Raw genomic sequence first — 18,409 nt, forward strand, 5'->3', positions numbered from 1 at the left:
CGAAGCAAAGCGGGCCATCATAGCGGTCCGCGATGGCATGACGGCCAGAATGGCGCAGAGGAAGCCCCGCCCGCTTGAACTTGTCGGCCCGGCGACCTGTTGAGCCCTGCAATTGCCACGACAATCCACGCATGCTTGAAGTCTTGCGCGTCACTTTCCCCTTCTTTGCTTTGGTTTTGTGCGGCTATGCAGCGGCCCGCAAAGGCCTGTTGCCGCTGGAGGCCATTCCTGGCTTGAATGGTTTTGTGCTGTTCTTTGCGCTGCCGTGCATGCTGTTCCGCTTTGGTGCCAGCACGCCGATTGCCCAGTTGCTCGATGCTGGGGTGTTTTTCACCTATTTGTTGTGTGCTTTGGTCATGGTGGCGTTCAGTGTGGCCATCAGTCTGAATGAGCGCATTCGCTGGAACGATGCGGCCTTGGGTGCACTGGTGGCGGCTTTTCCCAACACCGGTTTCATGGGCGTGCCTTTGTTGGTGGCCTTGTTGGGGCCGGAGGCTGCAGGCCCAGCCATCGTCACCATTTTGGTGGACATGGTGATCACATCCTCGCTGTGCGTGGCCTTGTCGCGCATGGACGCGGCGGGGGAGCATGGCGTGGCCGGTGCGGCCCGCAAGGCCCTGGCCGGGGTGGTGCGCAACCCCATGCCTTGGGCCATTTCTTTGGGCGGCGCCTTTTCTTTTTGGAACCTTGAGCTGATCGGCCCCGTGGCCAAAACCGTGGGTTTGCTGGCCGATGCGGCCTCGCCCGTGGCTTTGTTCACCATCGGTGCGGTGCTGGCCCGGTCACAAATGCTGGCCCATCAGCGGCCGCATGGCCCGCTGCGCGTGGGGGACTATTTGCCTATCTCGCTCATCAAGCTGCTGCTGCACCCGGTGCTGGTCTTGCTGGTGGCGGGCACGGCGGTGCGAATGGGCGTGCCGATCACGCCATTCGCCTTGATGGTGATGGTCTTGGTGGCCGCTTTGCCCAGCGCCAGCAATGTGTCGCTGCTGGCCGAGCGCCTGGGTGCCGACAACGGGCGCATTGCCCGCATCATTTTGGTGACCACTTCGGCCGCGTTTTTGACTTTTTCGGGTGCGGTGGCTTTGCTCAAGCCTTGAGCGCCACGGCGCACATTCGCGAGCGGGGGCTCGCTCCCACAAAGCCCCCCCCTTCATGCCACACTTGGCCATGTGGCTGTTCCTGTGGGAGGCTGCCCCTGCGGCCGAATGCCTGAAGTGGCAGGGCAAACATTCGCGAGCGGGGGCTCGCTCCCACAAAGAATGGCTCAGCCTCAACTCTCAGCCGCGATCAGATCGATTGCGGGTCCACATCCACCAGCCAACGAATGACGCCTTTGTGTTCCGGCTGGCTGCGCACCTGGTGCAGCACGCCGTGCAGGTGCCACAGCATTTTTTGCAGGGCCATGCGGCTGGGGCTTTCCAGCAGCATTTGGGCGCGTTCCACATCGGCCACGCGCTGCATGCTCATGGGCACGGCGGGGTAGACGCTGACCTGCATGACCAGATCGGCGGTGGCGGGGTCGGCGCTCAGTTGCGCTTCCAGTGTTTCGCGGGCGGCGTTGAGCAGCGCTTGGGCGGCCTCTTGGGTGCGGGCATCGGCGCGCAGCAGGGCCTGGTGGCTGATGGGGGGCAGGTCGGCGGCGGTGCGTTCGGCCAACTCGCTGGCGGCAAAGGCCGGGTAGTCGTGTTTTTTGAGCGCTTCAAACAGCGCGTGTTGCGGGTGAAAGGTTTGCACCCACATTTCGCTGGTGGCGCTTTGGGCGGCGTCGCGTCCGGCGCGGCCAGCCGCTTGCATGAGCAGCGCAAACAAACGCTCGGGCGCCCTGAAGTCACTTGAAAACAGCGCTGTGTCGGGGTTGACTGCTGCCACCAGCGTGATGCGCCGGAAGTCGTGCCCCTTGGCGATCATTTGCGTGCCCACCAGAATGTCCACCTCGCCCGAGTGCACCGAGGCCAACTGGCTTTCCAGTGTTCCTTTTAGTCGGGTGGTGTCGGCGTCGATGCGGGCGATGCGGATGGGCGAGCCGTCCGGGCGCTTCACGTGGGCCAGCAGTTCGCCCAAATGTTCTTCTAGCTGCTCGGTCCCCCGGCCAATCGGGGCAATGTCGGCGTTGCCGCACTCGGGGCAGGCGCGCGGCACGCGCTCGGTCAGGCCGCAGTGGTGGCAGCGCAAGGTGCGGTCAATTTTGTGGAACACCCGAAACGCGCTGCAGTGCTTGCATTCGCTTTTCCAGCCGCAGTCGGCGCAGTGCAGCACCGGGGCATAGCCTCGGCGGTTGAGCAGCAACATGCATTGTTCGCCGCGCTCCACCCGCTCTTGCAAAGCGGCCACCAAGGGCGCTGACAAGACCGTGCGGCGCGGTTGTTTGGACATGTCGACCCGCCGCACTTTGGGCAGCAGGCCGGTGCCGATGCGCGAGGGCATCAACAAGCGTTGGTAGCGACCGCCTGGGTCATCGGCATGGGCCGGTCGGCTCAGGTGCCAGCTTTCGAGCGAGGGCGTGGCCGAGGCCAGCAGCACAGGGGCGTTTTGCAAGCGTCCCCGGTACACCGCCAGGTCGCGGGCCGAATAGCGCGCGCCTTCTTGCTGCTTGTAGCTGGGGTCGTGTTCTTCGTCGACCACGATGAGCTTGAGGTGCGGCATGGACGCAAAAATGGCCATGCGCGTGCCCAGCACGATGCGGGCGTGGCCTGCATGGGCAGCCAACCAACCCTTCAGGCGCTGGGCGGGCGTCATGCCGCTGTGCATGGACACCACGGCGTCCTCGCCAAAACGGGCTTGCACCCGCTCTTCGAGCTGGGGCGTGAGGTTGATCTCCGGGACCATGAGCAGCGCCTGGGCCTGCGGGTCGGCCGCCAACATGCGTTCGACGGCTTGCAAATACACCTCGGTCTTGCCGCTGCCTGTGCTGCCAAACAACAAGAACGGCCCTGTGCCTGCGGCCATCTGTGCCAGCACGGCGCTTTGCTCGTCCGACAAGGCGGGGCCGGGCGTGGTCTGCACGGCGCGTTCGGTGTTTTGCTTTTTGAGGCGGCGGGCCAGTTGTTCGCTGGTCAGGTCGCGCAGCTGCGGTGGCAGGGCTGACAAAGCGACCTCGCCCAAAGAGCGCTGGTAATACTGTGCCGAAAACTGCACCAGCTGCCGCCAAGCGCTGTCCAGCGGGGCCAGGCCTTCGAGCACGCCCAAGACATCGCGCACCGCCGACTCGGGCATGCCTTCGGGCGCAGCATCCAGCACCGCCCACACCACCCCCAGCACGTCCCGCTTGCCCAAGGGCACGCGCACCAGTTGCCCCGGCCGCACCAAAAAGGGGCTGCGGTAGCTCAGCAGCCCCCCCACTTGGCTGTGGGCCGGGGTCTGAACGGCAACGTCAATCCAGTGGAAGGTGCTCACATTGTTTCCGCAAGTTTGGGTGAAATTGCCAGTATTGGAGGTTAGTTGAAATCTTGAAACAAGATGTAAGTTGTTGATTTCACAGCACTTTGAGCTTGATCCAGAAAATCTGTGGATAACTTTGTTGAAAACTCGGTCTGGATGCCCTGGAAGCCTTGAAAATCAAGCCTTCCGCTAAATTGCCCATCCAATGGGCAAGATAAAAAGTTCAATGAAATCAATCACTTGCAAAATGGGTGATACACCGGTTTTGCTGCTTTGCAACAAGCGAGGTGGGCTTGAGGGGAGGTTTGCTTTTGTGCATAAGTCAAGCGGCCAAAGCCATTTATTTTGCAAAAAAAGCGCTTGGCATGCCGGTTTTTTATGCTAAGAGCCTGACGCCGTCAGGCCCATAGGCTCATTTTTGGCGCTGCGCCCGTGAATGCGCGTGCACCGTCTCGACCAGCGCCGACACATGCTCTGGGGGCGTGAACTGGCTGATGCCGTGGCCCAGATTGAAGATGTGGGTGGGGCCGGTAGTGCCCAAGTCGGTGTGCGGCGTGCCAAAGCTGTCCAGCACGCGGCGGGTCTCTTGGGCAATCTGGTCTGGCGGGGCAAACAGCACATTGGGGTCGATGTTGCCTTGCAGCGCTTTGCCGGGGCCGCCGACTTCGCCGCCCACCAGGGCGCGGGCTTTGCCCAGGTTCATCGTCCAGTCCAGGCCCAGCACCTCGCAGTCCAGGCTGTTCATCTCGGGCAGCCACAAACCGCCGCCTTTGGTGAAGACGATGCGCGGGATGCGTGCGCCTTCGTGCTCGGTTTTGAGCTGGGCCAGCACGCGGGCGGTGTAGGCCAGGCTGAACTGTTGGAACGCGCCGTCGGCCAGCACGCCGCCCCAGCTGTCAAAAATCATCACGGCCTGGGCACCGGCTTCGATCTGGGCGTTCAGGTACTGGGCCACCGAGTCGGCGTTGATGGCCAAAATGCGGTGCATCAGGTCGGGGCGGCTGTACATCAGGCTTTTGACCTGGCGGTAGTCGTCTGAGCCCGCGCCCTCGACCATGTAGCAAGCCAGTGTCCAGGGGCTGCCCGAAAAGCCAATCAAAGGCACGCGCCCATTGAGCGCCTTGCGGATGCTGGTGACGGCGTCGAACACATAGCGCAGCTTGTCCATGTCGGGCACTGCCAGCTGGGCTACGGCGGCTTCGTCGCGCACATTCTTGGCGAACTTGGGGCCTTCTCCCAGCGCAAACGACAGGCCCAAACCCATCGCGTCGGGCACGGTCAGGATGTCGCTGAACAAAATGGCGGCGTCCAGCGGATAGCGCTCCAGCGGCTGCAGGGTCACTTCGGTCGCGTAATCGACGTTGGTGGCCAGGCCCATGAAACTGCCCGCTTTGGCGCGTGTGTCGCGGTATTCGGGCAGATAGCGGCCCGCTTGGCGCATCAGCCACAGGGGGGTGTAGTCGGTGGCCTGGCGCAGGCAGGCGCGCAAGAAGGTGTCGTTTTGTAGGGGGGCAAAAGAAGAGGTGCTCATGCCCCGATTGTCGCAGGCCGAACCGGGCATTCGCGAGCGGGGGCTCGCTCCCACAGAGGGCGGTGAGGCTTGGGGCTATTGGGGCAGCTTTTGCAGCGCCGCCTGCACTTCGGCCACGCTGGGCAACTCCGACAACAGCACGGGGGGGGGGCCAGGCGCGTACAGCGCATAGACGGGCACGCCGCTGCGTCCCAGTGCGGTGAGGGCCTGGGTGATGGACGGGTCGCGGCGGGTCCAGTCGGCGCGCATCAGCACCACTTGGCGGGCCGCAAAGTCGGTCAGCAAGGCGGTATCGGCCAGGGTGGTTTTTTTGTTGTACTGGCAGGTCACGCACCAGGCGGCGGTGAAGTCCACAAACACAGGACGACCGGTGCTCAGGTGGGCTTGCTGGGCCGAAGCGCTCCAGGTTTGCCATGCGCTGGTGTTGTTGCCTGGCGCGTTCACGCTGGCATTGGTGTGGTTGTTGCTGTTGGTGCTTTCAAGGGCGCTGACCGGGGTGTCACGCAAAGCCAGCGGCAACCAACTGCTGCCCAGCCACACCAGGACGCCCACGGCCAAGCCGCTCATGACCCAGCGGGTGCGGCCCGTCAAACCCAGCGCCCATGCCAGCCAAGCCACGGTCAGCAACAAAGCCAGCAAGCCGCTGGCAGCGTCGATGCCGGTTTGTTGGCCCAACACCCACAAGAGCCAGATGACGGTGGCAAACATGGGGAAGGCCATGGCCTGGCGAAACACCACCATCCAGGCGCCGGGGCGCGGCAGTGCGCGGGCGATGCCCGGCCACGCGCTGGCGGCCAGATACGGCAAGGCCATGCCCACACCCATCGCGGCAAACACCACCAGCGCCTGCCAAACCGGCAGTGCGATGGCCAAACCCAAAGACGCCCCCATGAACGGCGCGGTGCAGGGCGATGCCACGGCCACGGCCAGCACGCCCGACAAACCCGCGTTCACCGTGGGGTGGCGGCTTTGCAGAGACGCCAGACGGTTGGGCAGCATCTGCCCAAACTCAAAAACGCCTGCCAGGTTCAAGCCCAGCAGGGTGAACAACAAGGCCAAACCCGCCACCACAGGGGGCGACTGCAATTGAAATCCCCAGCCCAGTTGTTCGCCAGCGGCCCGCAGGCCCAGCATGAGGCCACCCAGCAGCATGAAAGACAGCACCACACCGATGGTGTACGCCAGCCCGGCGGCGCGGTGTTCGCGGTCATGGCCGGCTTGCGCAAACCCCATCACCTTGATGGCCAGCACCGGAAACACGCAGGGCATGAGGTTGAGCAGCAGCCCACCCAAAAACGCCCCCAGCACGGCCAGCAAGAGGTTCAGCGGGCTGGCGCTGGTGGCGGGCAGGGGAACGCTTGAGGCGTTTTCGGCGTTGAGGGCCAGCGCCTTGGCCAGCTCGGGCGATACGCCTGCGGGGGGCGCTTGCGCCAGTGCAGGCCACGTGCCTTGGACAGGGGTTTCAATCTCAAAGGCCGGGGCCTTGGGCGACGACTCGGGGCCGATGGCGATCACCCAACGCAGGGACTGGGGGCTGTCGCTGCGTTCATCCGAGACGGGGATGCTGGCGTTCCAGACGGCCCCTTGCCAGTTTTGCGTCCAGCCCTGGCCTTGCGCGGCAGCGTTTTTGACAATGCCCGTTGTGACCGGAAAGGCGCTGAGCGTTTGGCCGCGCCAGTTCACGGGCAAGCCATGCACGCGCAGCTGCAGCTGTTGGCCATCGTCGCTCAGGCGGGTTTGCCCCCCGGTGATCCAGGTGCCTGCTTGTTGCAGTTGGGGCAGTGTTTGGGGCGTGTGTTGACGGGCGGTGTCAAAGTCCGCGCCATACAGGGCGGTGGCGCTTTGCGCGGGCAGGCTCAGGCTGAACTGGCCTTCTTGCGGGATGCACTCCTGGCGGCAAACCAGCCATTCAGCGTGCAGCGCGATCTTGAGGGGGCCAACCACTGGAGGCTTGAAATCGGGCCCCGCCGTGACCGGCACGCTCAGCAGCACCGTGCCCTCGTAGCCGTAATTGGCCAGGGTGCCGATCGGGATCTTTTTGGGCAGCGGCCAGGCGATGTCGCCCGCGGTCAGGCCAGCGGGCAAGCTCCAGTGCAGCTGGGTGGGCAAGCCCGAGTCGCCCGGGTTTTGCCAATAGGTGTGCCAGTGGGGCTGGTGTGTGATTTGTAAGCCCAGCCAAAAGGTCTGGCCTGCTTGCACGCCTTGCGGTGCATGGGCCACCAGTTCGGCCCGCACCTGGTCGGTTTTGACGGTGGCGCTGCCCGTCTGGGCGTGGCTGGCGAGGCCCAGCGTCAGCAGCAGGGTGATCAGGGCAAAACGGATGAACAAGGTCGGCATGCAGTGCAAGGGGTTCCATGAACCGGTCAAAAACAGCTGGCACTGTACACCCGCACCCAAAGCCCCGGGGGCGGCGCTCCATTAAGATGCCGGACATGAACACACCTGTCCGTTTCTGGGCCGATTTGAGCACCGCCGACTTTGCCAGGCTTGACCTGTCGCGCACCATCGCGGTCTTGCCAGTGGCGGCCACCGAGCAGCATGGCCCGCATTTGCCCTTGTCGGTGGACACCGATTTGGTCAACGGGGTGGTGGCCGCTTGTTTGCCGCATTTGCCCGCGGATGTGCCAGCCTTGTTTTTGCCCACCCAAGCGGTGGGCCTGAGCCCCGAGCATGCCCGCTTTGCCGGCACCTTGACGCTGAAAGCCGAAACCGTGATCCGGCTGTGGACCGAAATCGGTGAGTCGGTCGCGGCCAGCGGTGTCAAGAAGCTGGTCTTGCTCAATGCCCACGGCGGGCAGGTCAGCGTGATGGACATCGTGGCCCGTGACCTGCGTGCCCGGCTGGGCATGTTGGTCTACAGCGTGAGCTGGTTCAATTTGCCCCTGCGTGATGCGCAGGGCGGTGATGTGAATGCGCTGTTCCGCGCCGAAGAACACCGTTTTGGGGTGCACGCAGGCGACACCGAAACATCGATGATGCGGGCGCTGCGCCCCGAGCGGGTGCGCATGGACTTGGCGCAAAACTTCCGATCCACCGCGCAAGACCGCGCCGAGCGCTTTGAGATTCTGGGCAATGGTAAGAGCGCCAAGCTGGGCTGGCAAATGCAAGACTACAACCGCCACGGTGCGGCTGGCAACGCCCTGGCCGCCACTGTTGAAAAAGGCCAAGCCTTGCTGGAGGCCTCGGGTCGGGCACTGGCGCAGTTGCTGGGTGAAATTGACCGGCTGCCGTCCGATACGCTGACCGATCAGGTCGGCTGAACCGACCCGGCATCCAAAAACCGGGGCAGCACCACCTCGCAGTGGTCGCGGCTCACGTTGCGGTGGTATTCGCGGGTGGTGTCGATGCAGCCGCCCTGGGCGTATACGCCTTTGGGGTCGCGCATGCGCAGCATCCGTTCCAGCACTTGGGCGGTGGCTTGGGGGTCGGCCTGGGTTTGGGCCACATGCGCCTCGACCACCGATTCGTCCATTTGCAATTCACCCTGTGCATCGGTGTAGACGCCGTCTTGCCAGTGAAAGATTTCGATCGCTTTGGATTCCAGCGTGTAGGGCCGATCGCGTTGCCAGAAATTGCTGAACAAGCCGCCCCCCATGTAGATGACCCAGGAGCCTTCGTAGCCGGTCACATCCGATGAGTGCGCGTCGGGGTTGCGAAACCACAGCCGGTCGCCGGGCACATAGAAGCGCGCAGGCAAGGGGGCTTCCATGCTGCCGTATTCCACCAGATAGACCTCATGAAACTGGGCTGAGCGAACAGCGTGGCCCTCGTTCAGGCTTTGCAATTGGGCCAGCAGTTCGGGGTGGTGCGTTTTAAGTTCCAGGGCAATGCCCAGCAAAATCACGTATTCGGTGGCCCGGTAGCAAGAAAAATCGTAGAGTTTGCCGGTGGCGTCGGGCTGGGTGGCCGCGATCAGCGCATCGACCAGGCAACGCCCCGGCTGCAAGATGAAGCCGGCCTCGTCGCCGCCATCGCGCCAAAAGGCTTGTGGCCGCTCGGCCGCTTCGGTCTTGAAGGCCAGTGCGGTTTTTTGGGCGGCTTGGGCGATGTGCCGACGCACCCGGATGTGCGAGGCCAGTGCCGCCACGCTGGGAAACGCCAGCCCCACAGGGCACGCCAACAAGGCCACCAGAATTTCGCGCACCAGTGCGCTGTCGGGGCCCAGACCCGAGGAGGGCAGGCGTTGCTGCAGGCCCAGTGTGTCGTGTGCTGGAACCCATGCATTCTCTGCGTTGGGCTTCAAGCGCGCCTGGATGAGCGTGGACTTGCCCACTTGGGTTTGGCTGAGCGTGCAGGCCGAGGCCAACTGGTGTTGCGCCAGCAGGTCTGACAAGTCACGCTGTGTCTGCGACGTGTTGGATGTGGAGGAGAGGACGACCTGAATGCCGCCTTGTGACGACAGACACGCCGCACGTGCGGCAGAACAATTCATGCCGTCTATTCTGTCGGAGGTTTACACAACTTTACGTCAGGGATTGCACCAAGACAGTGCAAAAAAAGGGGCCGCAGCGGCTTCAACACGGCTTCAAAGCGGTTTCAGTTTGCCGTGCGCGTCACGCGAAGGTGACCCAGCTTTGGTGTTCGTCGCTGTCTAGGTGCGGCAAGGTGTTGTAGGTCAGCAGCATGTGCCGTTTGGGGTTGAACACAAACTCGGTGAGCGCCGTGTTGCGGATGCGCAGGTTCAGCTCAATGGTGGTTTCGGGCGGGGTGCCCAGCACGCGGCCTACGGCAGTGGAAATGGGGCCGCCGCTGGAGACGATCATCACATCGCCCGAATGGTTTTGCCGCACATGGTCGAGCGCGGCCTCAATGCCGCCAACAAAGTCGGCATAGCTGGGCATGTCACGCGGCTGGGTGTGTCCGGCCATCCAGGCCTGCAGGGCGTCGCGCAGCAGGCGAAAGTGGTGGCGATACAGCTCGGGTGTGTCGGGCTTGGCCAGCGGCTCAGGGTGGATGGCCTCGATCAGCGCGTGGCTGTCGTATTCGTTCAGGCCAGGCCACACCGATGGGGTGTGCGGCAGCCCAGCGCCTTCGGCAATGCCTTCCCAGGTTTGGCGGTGGCGCTTCAGGCTGCCCATGAGCACGGCTTCAAGGGGTTTGTCTTGCAACTTGGGCCGCAGGTATTGGCCCAGACGCATGGCCTGCTGGCGGCCTAAAGCGCTGAGTTGATCGTAGTCATCGGCCCCGAAAGAGGCTTGTCCGTGGCGGACCAAATAAAGTGTTCCCATGGCCTGCGATTGTGCGCAGCCCGGGGCTTTTCGCCTGTCGCTGGGGTGATCAGAGGGTCACGGAACCCTGGATGCAGCCGACCACATCGCCGCCCACCCAGACTTGGCTTTGTGCGTCTTGTGACAAGAACACTTGGCCTGCGCGGCCCAGCACCGTGCCTTGGCGGGCGCTGTAGTGCTTGGGCATGTGGCCTTCGGCCATCAGCCATTGCGCCAGCGACGCGTTCAGGCTGCCAGTGACCGGGTCTTCGGCCACCCCTACGGGGGCGGCAAAGGCGCGCACTTCCAGATCGGTGGGGTCGTTGGCCATGCGGGTTGACGACGCAAAGGCGCGGGCCTCGCGGTTGGCGCGGCGGATCAGGCCGCTGGGGCTTGTCTCACGCTTGGCCGCGACGCCGACTTTGACGTTCAGGCGCTTGAGCGCCGCGTGGTCCGGCTCCAGCGCGAGCAGGCTGTCCACCGAGTCGATCAAGAGGCCCAGCCAGTGCGGGCCGTTGTTCAGGTCTTGCGCGGCCAGCACCTCGTCGGCGTGCAAGCCCAGCGCCGCCAGCACCTCGGCCAGTTGGGCTGGCGCGGGTGTCTGGCGCTGCAAGTTGGGCGCAGCAAAGGCCCAGCGGCCGTCTGTCGCAGTCAAGGTGACCAGGCCCACGCCGCATTCCTGCACCAGTTGGCCGCTTTTGCGGGGCTGACCGCCTGCCTTCAGCCAGGCGTGGGCGGTGCCCAGCGTCGGGTGGCCTGCAAAGGGCAACTCGGCCCCGGGCGTGAAAATGCGCACCCGGTAGTCGGCACCACCAGCGGCCCCTTCGGGTGTGGGCGGGAGCACAAAGGTGGTTTCGCTCAGCTGCGTCCAGGCGGCAAAGGCCTGCATCTGCGCGTCGCTCAGGCCCTCGCCGTCCAGCACCACGGCCAGCGGGTTGCCCAGAAAAGCGGTGTCGGTGAAGACGTCGACTTGTTGGAAGGCGCGTGTTTTCATGGCGGTGGTGGGGTCAGGTGTTGGGCAAGGGGCCATGGCCAAGCCAGCCGCGCGTTCGCAGCGTGCTCGGCACAGGGCTTGGCGTGAGGGCTTTAAAGCGATTCGCGAATGGCAGCAGCCAGTGCCGTCATGCCGGTGTTGATCTGGTCCACCGTGGCGGTCACAAACGACAGGCGCAGCGTGCTTTCGTTGGCGTCTTGCGCGTAAAAGGCCGAGCCGGGCACAAAGGCGACGCCTTTTTCCACCGCTTTGTCCAGCAGGGGAATCGCCTTGAGGCCTTTGGGCAGTTGCACCCACAGGAACATGCCGCCCACCGGACGGTTCCACGTCAGGCCCAGGCCCGCCATTTCACGGTCCATCGCGGCCAGCATGGCTTCGCATTGCTGTTTGTAGAGGGCGCGGATGGTGGGCACATGGCGGTCGATGAAGCCGTCTTTGAGCACTTCGGCCACCACGCGCTGGTTGAAGCTGGGCGTGTGCAGGTCGGCCGCTTGTTTGGCTTGCAGCAACTTGGGGTAGAGCGCCTTGGGCGCGACCAGATAGCCCAAGCGCAAGCCGGGGGCCAGGATCTTGGAAAACGAGCCGAGGTAAACGCTGCCTTCGGGGTGGCGCGAACTCAGCGAGGGCGCGGGCGGCGCGTCAAACCACAGGTCGCCGTAGGGGTTGTCTTCGATGATCGGCAGGCCGGTTTCGATGGCCACTTGGGCCACGGCGGCGCGGCGCTCTTCGGTCATGGTGCGGCCGGTGGGGTTCTGGAAGTTGGGCAGCAAATACACAAAGCGGGCTTTGTCAGCCCCGGTGCCGACTTTGGCGCGCAGGTCGGCTGCGTCGACGCCGTGGTCGTCGCTGTTCACACCCACGGCCACTGGCTCCATCGGGGTGAAGGCTTGCAGCGCGCCCAGATAGGTGGGGGTCTCCACCAAAATGCGGCTGCCCGCGTCGATCAGGATCTTGGCCAGCAGGTCCAGGCCTTGCTGGCTGCCAGTGGTGATCAGCACCTGGTCGGGGCTGACGTTCATGCCTTGCTTGCGCAGGTCGTGCGCCACCCACTCACGCAAGGGCGCATAGCCTTCGCTGGCGGCGTATTGCAAGGCGGCTTTGCCGTCATCCCTCAGCACGCGTTCGCTGGCTTCGCGCATGGCGTCGATGGGGAAGGTCAGGGGCGAGGGCAGGCCACCGGCAAAGCTGATGATGCCGGGCTTTTCGGTGACTTTGAGGATCTCGCGGATCACCGAGGGGTTCATTTTGTCGGCACGTCGGGCCAGGTTCCAGTTCATGTTTTGCTCCGTGAAGTTGTGTTTATCGGGTGGCTGGGGTGCTGGCCATGCGCCGCCCCATGAAGACGGTGAGCACCACCAGCAGGGCAAAGCCCAGCGTCATCGCATCCAGCGATTCTCCCAGCAAAGGGACGGCGGCCAGGATGGAAATGAAAGGTTGCAGCAATTGGGTCTGGCTCACGCGCAGCGGGCCGCCCATCGACAGGCCGCGAAACCAGGCGAAAAAGCCTGCCCACATGGAGAACACGCCCACATACAGCAGGCCCAGCCACGATGCCGGGGCAATGGCGTGTTCGGGCCAGGTGAGCCAGGCCCCGGGCAGGGTGATGGGCAGAGCCATCACGCAGACCCAGCTGATGACCTTTTCCGCCCCCAGGCTGGCCGTGACTTTGGCCCCGGCCACATAACCCAGCGAGGCGGCCACCACCGCGCCCAGCAGAAGGGTGTCGGCCCAAGTCAGGCCAAAGCCGTGTCCTGACTGCGCTGCACGCAGCAGGCTGTAGACCGCGACCAATGCGCTGCCCAAACCGGCAAACACCCAAAACCCCAGCCGCGCCCGTTGGTGCATGAGCCAGGCGGCGGCTGCCGCCGTGGCCAGTGGCAGCAAGGCGGTGATGACGGCGGCATGGCTGGCCGTGACGTGGCGCAGCGCCCAGCCCAGCAGCAGCGGGTAGCCGATGGCATTGCCCGCCAGTGACAGCAGCAAGGGGCCGCGTTGGGCCGCTTGCGGCCAAGGCGCACGCACCGCCAGCAGGTAGATGGCCGACAGGCCGCCCGCGAGCGCAGCGCGCCCGAAGGTGACAAACCAGGGTGACAGCTGCGGTGCATCGACCGTGCCGGTGGCCAAACGGGTCATGGGCAGGGTGAGCGCAAAGATCGCCACGCCCAGCAGGCCTAGCCACAGGCCCCGGGTCTCGGGTGTCATGTGTTTCATGGCGTGCCTCGCAGGCCGAGCAAAAGCCAGACCACGGTCGCCAGCAATGCGCCCGCCATGCACCGGTTGAACACCAGCAGGCGCTGGCCGTGTGCCAGCCAGTGCCGCAGCATCGAGCCGGCCACGGCATAGCTCAGGTTGCTGACAAAACCATAGGCCACCATGATCGGCAAGAGCAGCAGCGTGCGCGCCGCAGCGTCTTCGCGTCCGGCGATCCAGCCGGCCACGATGGCCAATGCCAGCATCCAGGCCTTGATGTTGAGGAACTGCAGGCCCACGCCCTGAAAGAAGCCCACCTGCAGCCTGCGGCTGTCGGCTTGTTGCAGGCTGCCGCTTTGCCACAAGCGCGAAGCCAGCCAGAGCAGATACGCACTGCCCAGCACCACAATGCCCCAGCGCAGCGGCGGCCAGGCCACCACCAAGCCGCCCAGGCCTGTGGCGCACAAGGTGAACAGCAGGCCCCAGCCCACCGGCACCGCACACACAAAGCGCAGGGCATGGCGCAGGCCGTGGTTGGCGGCCATGGCGGTCGACAAGGTGGTGTTGGGCCCTGGCGTGAAGCTGCTCACGGTGGCGAGCACCAGCAGGGCGCTGAGTTCGGCAGAAGTCATGCCCTTGAATGTAGTGCCAGAATGAGTACAGTATCGGTACAGTTTGCAAGATCATTCTGGAAACTGTATTGCCCTGCTTGGCGACACACTGCTTGCCCATTTCATCCTGAATCTGCCCATGTCTTTGCTCAGCCGCGAATCCAGCCAACCCCTGACCGAACAGCTCGCGCAGCGCTTTGTGACGCGCATGCGTGACCAGTTGTGGGTCTCGGGGGCGCGTTTGCCTTCGGTGCGGCAATGCGCCCAGATGCATGGCGTGAGTGCCTCCACCGTGGTGGCCGCTTACGACTGGCTGGTGGCGCAGGGCTGGGTGGAGGCGCGCCCGAACCGGGGCTTTTTCGTGCGTGACCGGGTGCAACGCACGCCGCCCGCATCTGTTGCTGCCGGTGGCGGTGTGGCCAGTCCGCCGCCTGTGAATGCGTCGAGTTTGATCCGGGGCATGTTCCACCAGCCCAGCGCCGAGCCACAACCAGGCATGGGCGTGTTCCCGCCGGACTGGCTGGATGCCGACTTTTTGTCGATAGCCTTGCGCAAGGTGGTGGCCAGCCCGGCTTTGCGCGAGTCTTCTTTGCGCTACGGTGAGCCGCAAGGGGACACGGGTTTGCGCGAAGTCTTGTCGTCCAAGCTGGCCAGTCTGGGCTTGCATGCGACGCCAGGGCAACTGATCACCACGGTGGGGGCGACGCATGCGCTGGACATCATCAGCCGCACCTTGTTGCGCCCGGGCGATTGCGTCATGGTCGAAGAGCCCGGCTGGGCCATCGAATTCGCCCGGCTGCAAAACCTGGGTGTGCGCATCCTGCCCGTGCCGCGACTGGAAACGGGGCCGGACCTGGATGTGGTCGAGCGCTATGCGCAGTTGCATGCGCCCAAGATGATGGTCAGCGTGTCGGTCTTGCACAACCCCACGGGTTACGGTTTGTCCTTGCCCGTGGCGCACCAGTTGGTGAATCTGGCTCACCGCTACAACTTCCATGTGGTCGAAGACGACACCTACGGGCACATGGCCCCTGCGCATGCGGTGCGCTTGTCGGTGCTCGATGGCCTGCAAAAAACCATTTACGTCAGCGGCTACGCCAAGATCCTGGCGCCCAGCTGGCGTGTGGGCTACCTGGCGGCTCCGGCCGATTTGAAGGACGCGTTTTTGGACACCAAGCTCTTGTCCACGTTGACCACCCCGGTTTTGTTTGAAAAGGCGCTGGCGCTGTGCCTGGAGCAGGGCGCCATTCGGCGGCACACCGAGCGTTTGGCGCAGTTGCTGGACGCCGCCCGCAGCCGCAGTGTGAAGCTGGCGCTGGCGCACGGCTGCCAATTTGTGGCGCCGCCTCAGGGCCTGTTTGGCTGGGTCGATGTGGGTGTGGACACCGATGTGCTGGCCTTGCGCATGCACGATGCCGGGTACCTGTTGGCACCCGGCTCCTTGTTCCATGCCGACCGCAGACCGGGCTCGTTCATGCGGGTGAACTTTGCCAGCACGCAAGATGACAAGTTCTGGCGCGCCTTGGTCAAGACGCGTGCTGAGCTGTTGTGAAAGCGGCTGACTTTCAGCGTGCCGACAAGATTTCCCAGCGCTCCATGGCCGCCAGCAACAGATCGTCGATCTCGGTGTCGCGCCGAAACAGTTGCTGTGCCAGCCCGGGGTCGCGCTGGTAAACGCTGCCATCGGCCAGTTGCGCACGGGTTTCGGTTTGTTCTTTTTCTAAAGCCTCGATTTTGCCGGGCAGCTCGGCCAGTTCGCGTTGCTCTTTGTAGCTGAGCTTGCTGCGGGCTGTGCTGGCAACCGCGGGTGCGGCCGGCGCTGCTGGGCTGGCTGGTGCGGCGGCCTGTGGTGTGGCTGCGCCGCGCTGTGCGGCTTGCGCCCGAATGGCCTGAGCGCGTTTGGACTGGACCAGCCAGTCTTGCACCGAGCCTTCGTATTCGCGCCAGAAGCCGGGCTGGTCCGGGGCGCTTTCGCAGGCGATGATGCCGGTGACCACGTTGTCCATGAAGGCGCGGTCATGGCTGACCAGGAACACGGTGCCTTCGTAGGTTTGCAGCAGCTCTTCCAGCAGTTCCAAGGTTTCGATGTCTAGGTCGTTGGTGGGTTCGTCCAGCACCAGCACGTTGGCGGGGCGCGCAAACAGGCGCGCCAGCAACAGGCGGTTGCGCTCGCCTCCTGACAGCGAACGCACAGGCGATGTGCCACGAGCAGGCGAGAACAAAAAGTCGCCCAAGTAGCTTTTCACGTGTTGGCGTTTGTTGCCGATCTCGATCCACTCGCTGCCGGGGCTGATGAAGTCTTCCAGCGTGGCGTCCAGGTCCAGCGCATCGCGCATCTGGTCAAAGTAGGCCACTTCCAGCTTGGTGCCACGGCGCACTTCGCCGCTGTCGGCTTCAAGTTCGCCCAAAATCAGTTTGAGCAAGGTGGTCTTGCCGGCACCGTTGGGGCCGAGCAGACCGATCTTGTCGCCCCGCAGCAAGGTGCCAGTGAACTGCTGGATCACGGTGCGCACAGAACCATCGGGTTGGGTGAAGCTCTTGCTGACATCGGTCAGCTCGGCCACCAGCTTGCCACTGGGCACGCCAGATGCCACTTCCATCCGCACGTTGCCCACTTTTTCGCGCCGTGCCGCACGTTCGCCGCGCAGGTTTTGCAAGCGGGTGATGCGGCTTTGGCTGCGGGTGCGGCGTGCTTCCACGCCTTTGCGAATCCAGATTTCTTCCTGGGCCAGCAACTTGTCGGCCTTGGCCTGAATCACGGCTTCTTGTGCCAGTTGTTCTTCTTTTTGAATTTGGTATTGGGCAAAGTTGCCGGGGTAAGGGCGCAATTTGCCCCGATCCAGTTCCACAATGCGGGTCGCAATCCGGTCGAGGAATGCCCGGTCGTGCGTGATGGCAATGACGCTGCCCTTGAAGTCAATCAACAGGTCTTCCAGCCAAGTGATGGCGTTCAGGTCCAGGTGGTTGGTGGGCTCGTCTAATAAGAGCACATCAGGACGGGTCACCAAGGCCTGTGCCAGCGCCACGCGCTTGCGCATGCCACCGGACAGGGACTGCACTACCGCATTCGGGTCCAGCTGCAGGCGTTGAAGGGTTTCATCAAGCCGCTGCTCCCAGCCCCAGCCATCTCTGGACTCGATTTGTCCTTGCAAAGTGTCCAGATCTCCACGGCTGTGGGTGTAATCGTCGATCCACTGCACCACCTCGGCCAAGCCTTCGCGCACGGACTCAAAGATCGTGTGCTCTGGAATCAAGAGCGGTTCTTGCGCCACGTAGGCAATGCGAACGCCTTGTTGCAGGTGTAGCGTGCCGTCATCGGGGCGCTCCATGCCTGCCAATATCTTGAGCAAGGACGATTTGCCTGTGCCGTTGCGACCAATTAAGCCGATGCGTTCGGACGTCTCTAAAGAGAAGTCAGCGTGATCGAGGAGTGCGACGTGGCCAAAAGCCAGAGAAGCGTTCAGGAGTGTGAGTAAAGCCATAGGCCCATTATCCGGGCGGGGCCTGTAAAAAATACCCGAAAGCTTCAAAAAACTTGCCAGAGTCAAAAAAGATGTGCCATAATCGAGGGCTTCGCTGCACACAAGTGAGGTTTTCGAAAGAAGCCAAGCAGGCGCAACGAAGAGGTTGATGAAATGATCTTGGTGATCTAAGAAATTTTCAAAAACTTGACGCAGTGCTAAAAACTGTGTCATAATTCAAGGCTTCGCTGATCGCAGCGTAGCAAAACAAGGTGATGAAAGTTGCCTGGGTTCTTTAAAAATATACAGCCGATAAGCGTGGGCGTTTGATGGTGATTGCCAAGTTCTTCGGAACTTAGCTTTAATTAGCTAACAAACGCTCATGAAGTAAAAAAGATGTGGAAATCAGAGATGGTGACCACGTCGATTCCAATTTATGAGTTGGTCGAAAGGCCGAAAAAAATCAAGATCGAACTATAGAGTTTGATCCTGGCTCAGATTGAACGCTGGCGGAATGCTTTACACATGCAAGTCGAACGGTAGAGGGGGCAACCCCTCGAGAGTGGCGAACGGGTGAGTAATATATCGGAACGTGCCCAGTCGTGGGGGATAACGTAGCGAAAGTTACGCTAATACCGCATACGATCTAAGGATGAAAGCGGGGGATCGCAAGACCTCGCGCGATTGGAGCGGCCGATATCAGATTAGGTAGTTGGTGGGGTAAAGGCTCACCAAGCCAACGATCTGTAGCTGGTCTGAGAGGACGACCAGCCACACTGGAACTGAGACACGGTCCAGACTCCTACGGGAGGCAGCAGTGGGGAATTTTGGACAATGGACGAAAGTCTGATCCAGCCATTCCGCGTGCAGGATGAAGGCCCTCGGGTTGTAAACTGCTTTTGTACGGAACGAAAAGGTTTCTCTTAATACGAGGAGCTCATGACGGTACCGTAAGAATAAGCACCGGCTAACTACGTGCCAGCAGCCGCGGTAATACGTAGGGTGCAAGCGTTAATCGGAATTACTGGGCGTAA

Annotated in this window: 13 protein-coding genes and 1 rRNA gene (1 of these 14 running past the window's edge); 4 read left to right on the plus strand and 10 right to left on the minus strand. The window is 63.0% G+C overall.

Annotated elements, in window-relative coordinates; all coding sequences use genetic code 11:
• Positions 1–131: 131 nt before the first annotated feature.
• Positions 132–1,100 carry an AEC family transporter gene (locus tag ACZ5VE_RS00645; protein ID WP_464456177.1) on the plus strand — a complete coding sequence of 323 codons (969 nt, stop codon included), beginning with the start codon at positions 132–134 and terminating at the stop codon, positions 1,098–1,100.
• Between the two features lie 190 nt (positions 1,101–1,290).
• Here the strand turns inward: ACZ5VE_RS00645 and priA are convergent, their stop codons facing one another.
• From priA to ACZ5VE_RS00660, 3 genes are all read right to left on the minus strand, one after another.
• Complete coding sequence (gene priA / locus ACZ5VE_RS00650) at positions 1,291–3,396, minus strand: replication restart helicase PriA (RefSeq protein WP_464456178.1); 2,106 nt, start codon at positions 3,394–3,396, stop codon at positions 1,291–1,293.
• Positions 3,397–3,793: 397 nt separating this feature from the next.
• Entirely contained in the window at positions 3,794–4,912 is a 1,119-nt protein-coding gene (hemE, locus tag ACZ5VE_RS00655; protein ID WP_464456179.1) for a uroporphyrinogen decarboxylase, read from the minus strand.
• A gap of 75 nt (positions 4,913–4,987) precedes the next feature.
• Entirely contained in the window at positions 4,988–7,249 is a 2,262-nt protein-coding gene (locus ACZ5VE_RS00660) for a protein-disulfide reductase DsbD family protein (protein WP_464456180.1), read from the minus strand.
• Positions 7,250–7,344: 95 nt separating this feature from the next.
• On the opposite strand from ACZ5VE_RS00660, the gene ACZ5VE_RS00665 reads away from it, so the two are divergent.
• A complete protein-coding gene (locus ACZ5VE_RS00665) occupies positions 7,345–8,172 on the plus strand; it encodes a creatininase family protein (protein WP_464456181.1) in 828 nt (275 codons plus the stop codon).
• Here the strand turns inward: ACZ5VE_RS00665 and ACZ5VE_RS00670 are convergent.
• The 6 genes from ACZ5VE_RS00670 to ACZ5VE_RS00695 all read right to left on the minus strand — a co-directional run bounded on the left by ACZ5VE_RS00670 (position 8,160) and on the right by ACZ5VE_RS00695 (position 13,935).
• Positions 8,160–9,344, minus strand: coding sequence for a hypothetical protein (locus ACZ5VE_RS00670; protein WP_464456182.1), 1,185 nt, complete (start codon positions 9,342–9,344; stop codon positions 8,160–8,162). The two genes, ACZ5VE_RS00665 and ACZ5VE_RS00670, sit on opposite strands and share 13 nt — an antisense overlap.
• Before the next feature lie 121 nt (positions 9,345–9,465).
• Entirely contained in the window at positions 9,466–10,140 is a 675-nt protein-coding gene (locus ACZ5VE_RS00675) for a histidine phosphatase family protein (RefSeq protein ID WP_464456183.1), read from the minus strand.
• A 49-nt stretch (positions 10,141–10,189) separates the two neighbouring features.
• Entirely contained in the window at positions 10,190–11,113 is a 924-nt protein-coding gene (locus ACZ5VE_RS00680; RefSeq protein WP_464456184.1) for a PhzF family phenazine biosynthesis protein, read from the minus strand.
• A 92-nt stretch (positions 11,114–11,205) separates the two neighbouring features.
• Positions 11,206–12,390 (minus strand): aminotransferase-like domain-containing protein, encoded by a 1,185-nt coding sequence (locus tag ACZ5VE_RS00685; RefSeq protein ID WP_464456185.1) that lies wholly within the window; start codon positions 12,388–12,390, stop codon positions 11,206–11,208.
• 22 nt (positions 12,391–12,412) lie between these two features.
• Entirely contained in the window at positions 12,413–13,324 is a 912-nt protein-coding gene (locus ACZ5VE_RS00690; protein ID WP_464456186.1) for a DMT family transporter, read from the minus strand.
• On the minus strand, positions 13,321–13,935 hold the full coding sequence (locus ACZ5VE_RS00695) for a LysE family translocator (protein WP_464456187.1): 615 nt from the start codon (positions 13,933–13,935) through the stop codon (positions 13,321–13,323). The genes ACZ5VE_RS00690 and ACZ5VE_RS00695 overlap by 4 nt, the downstream gene beginning before the upstream one ends.
• A gap of 124 nt (positions 13,936–14,059) precedes the next feature.
• On the opposite strand from ACZ5VE_RS00695, the gene ACZ5VE_RS00700 reads away from it, so the two are divergent.
• Entirely contained in the window at positions 14,060–15,466 is a 1,407-nt protein-coding gene (locus ACZ5VE_RS00700) for an aminotransferase-like domain-containing protein (RefSeq protein ID WP_464457528.1), read from the plus strand.
• A 13-nt stretch (positions 15,467–15,479) separates the two neighbouring features.
• On the opposite strand, the gene abc-f is transcribed toward ACZ5VE_RS00700, so the two are convergent.
• Positions 15,480–17,396, minus strand: a complete 1,917-nt coding sequence (gene abc-f / locus ACZ5VE_RS00705; RefSeq protein ID WP_464456188.1) for a ribosomal protection-like ABC-F family protein — start codon at positions 17,394–17,396, stop codon at positions 15,480–15,482.
• Between the two features lie 450 nt (positions 17,397–17,846).
• On the opposite strand from abc-f, the gene ACZ5VE_RS00710 reads away from it, so the two are divergent.
• A 16S ribosomal RNA gene (locus ACZ5VE_RS00710) occupies positions 17,847–18,409 on the plus strand (it continues 968 nt past the right edge of the window).

The organism is Limnohabitans sp. INBF003 (genome assembly GCF_055396645.1).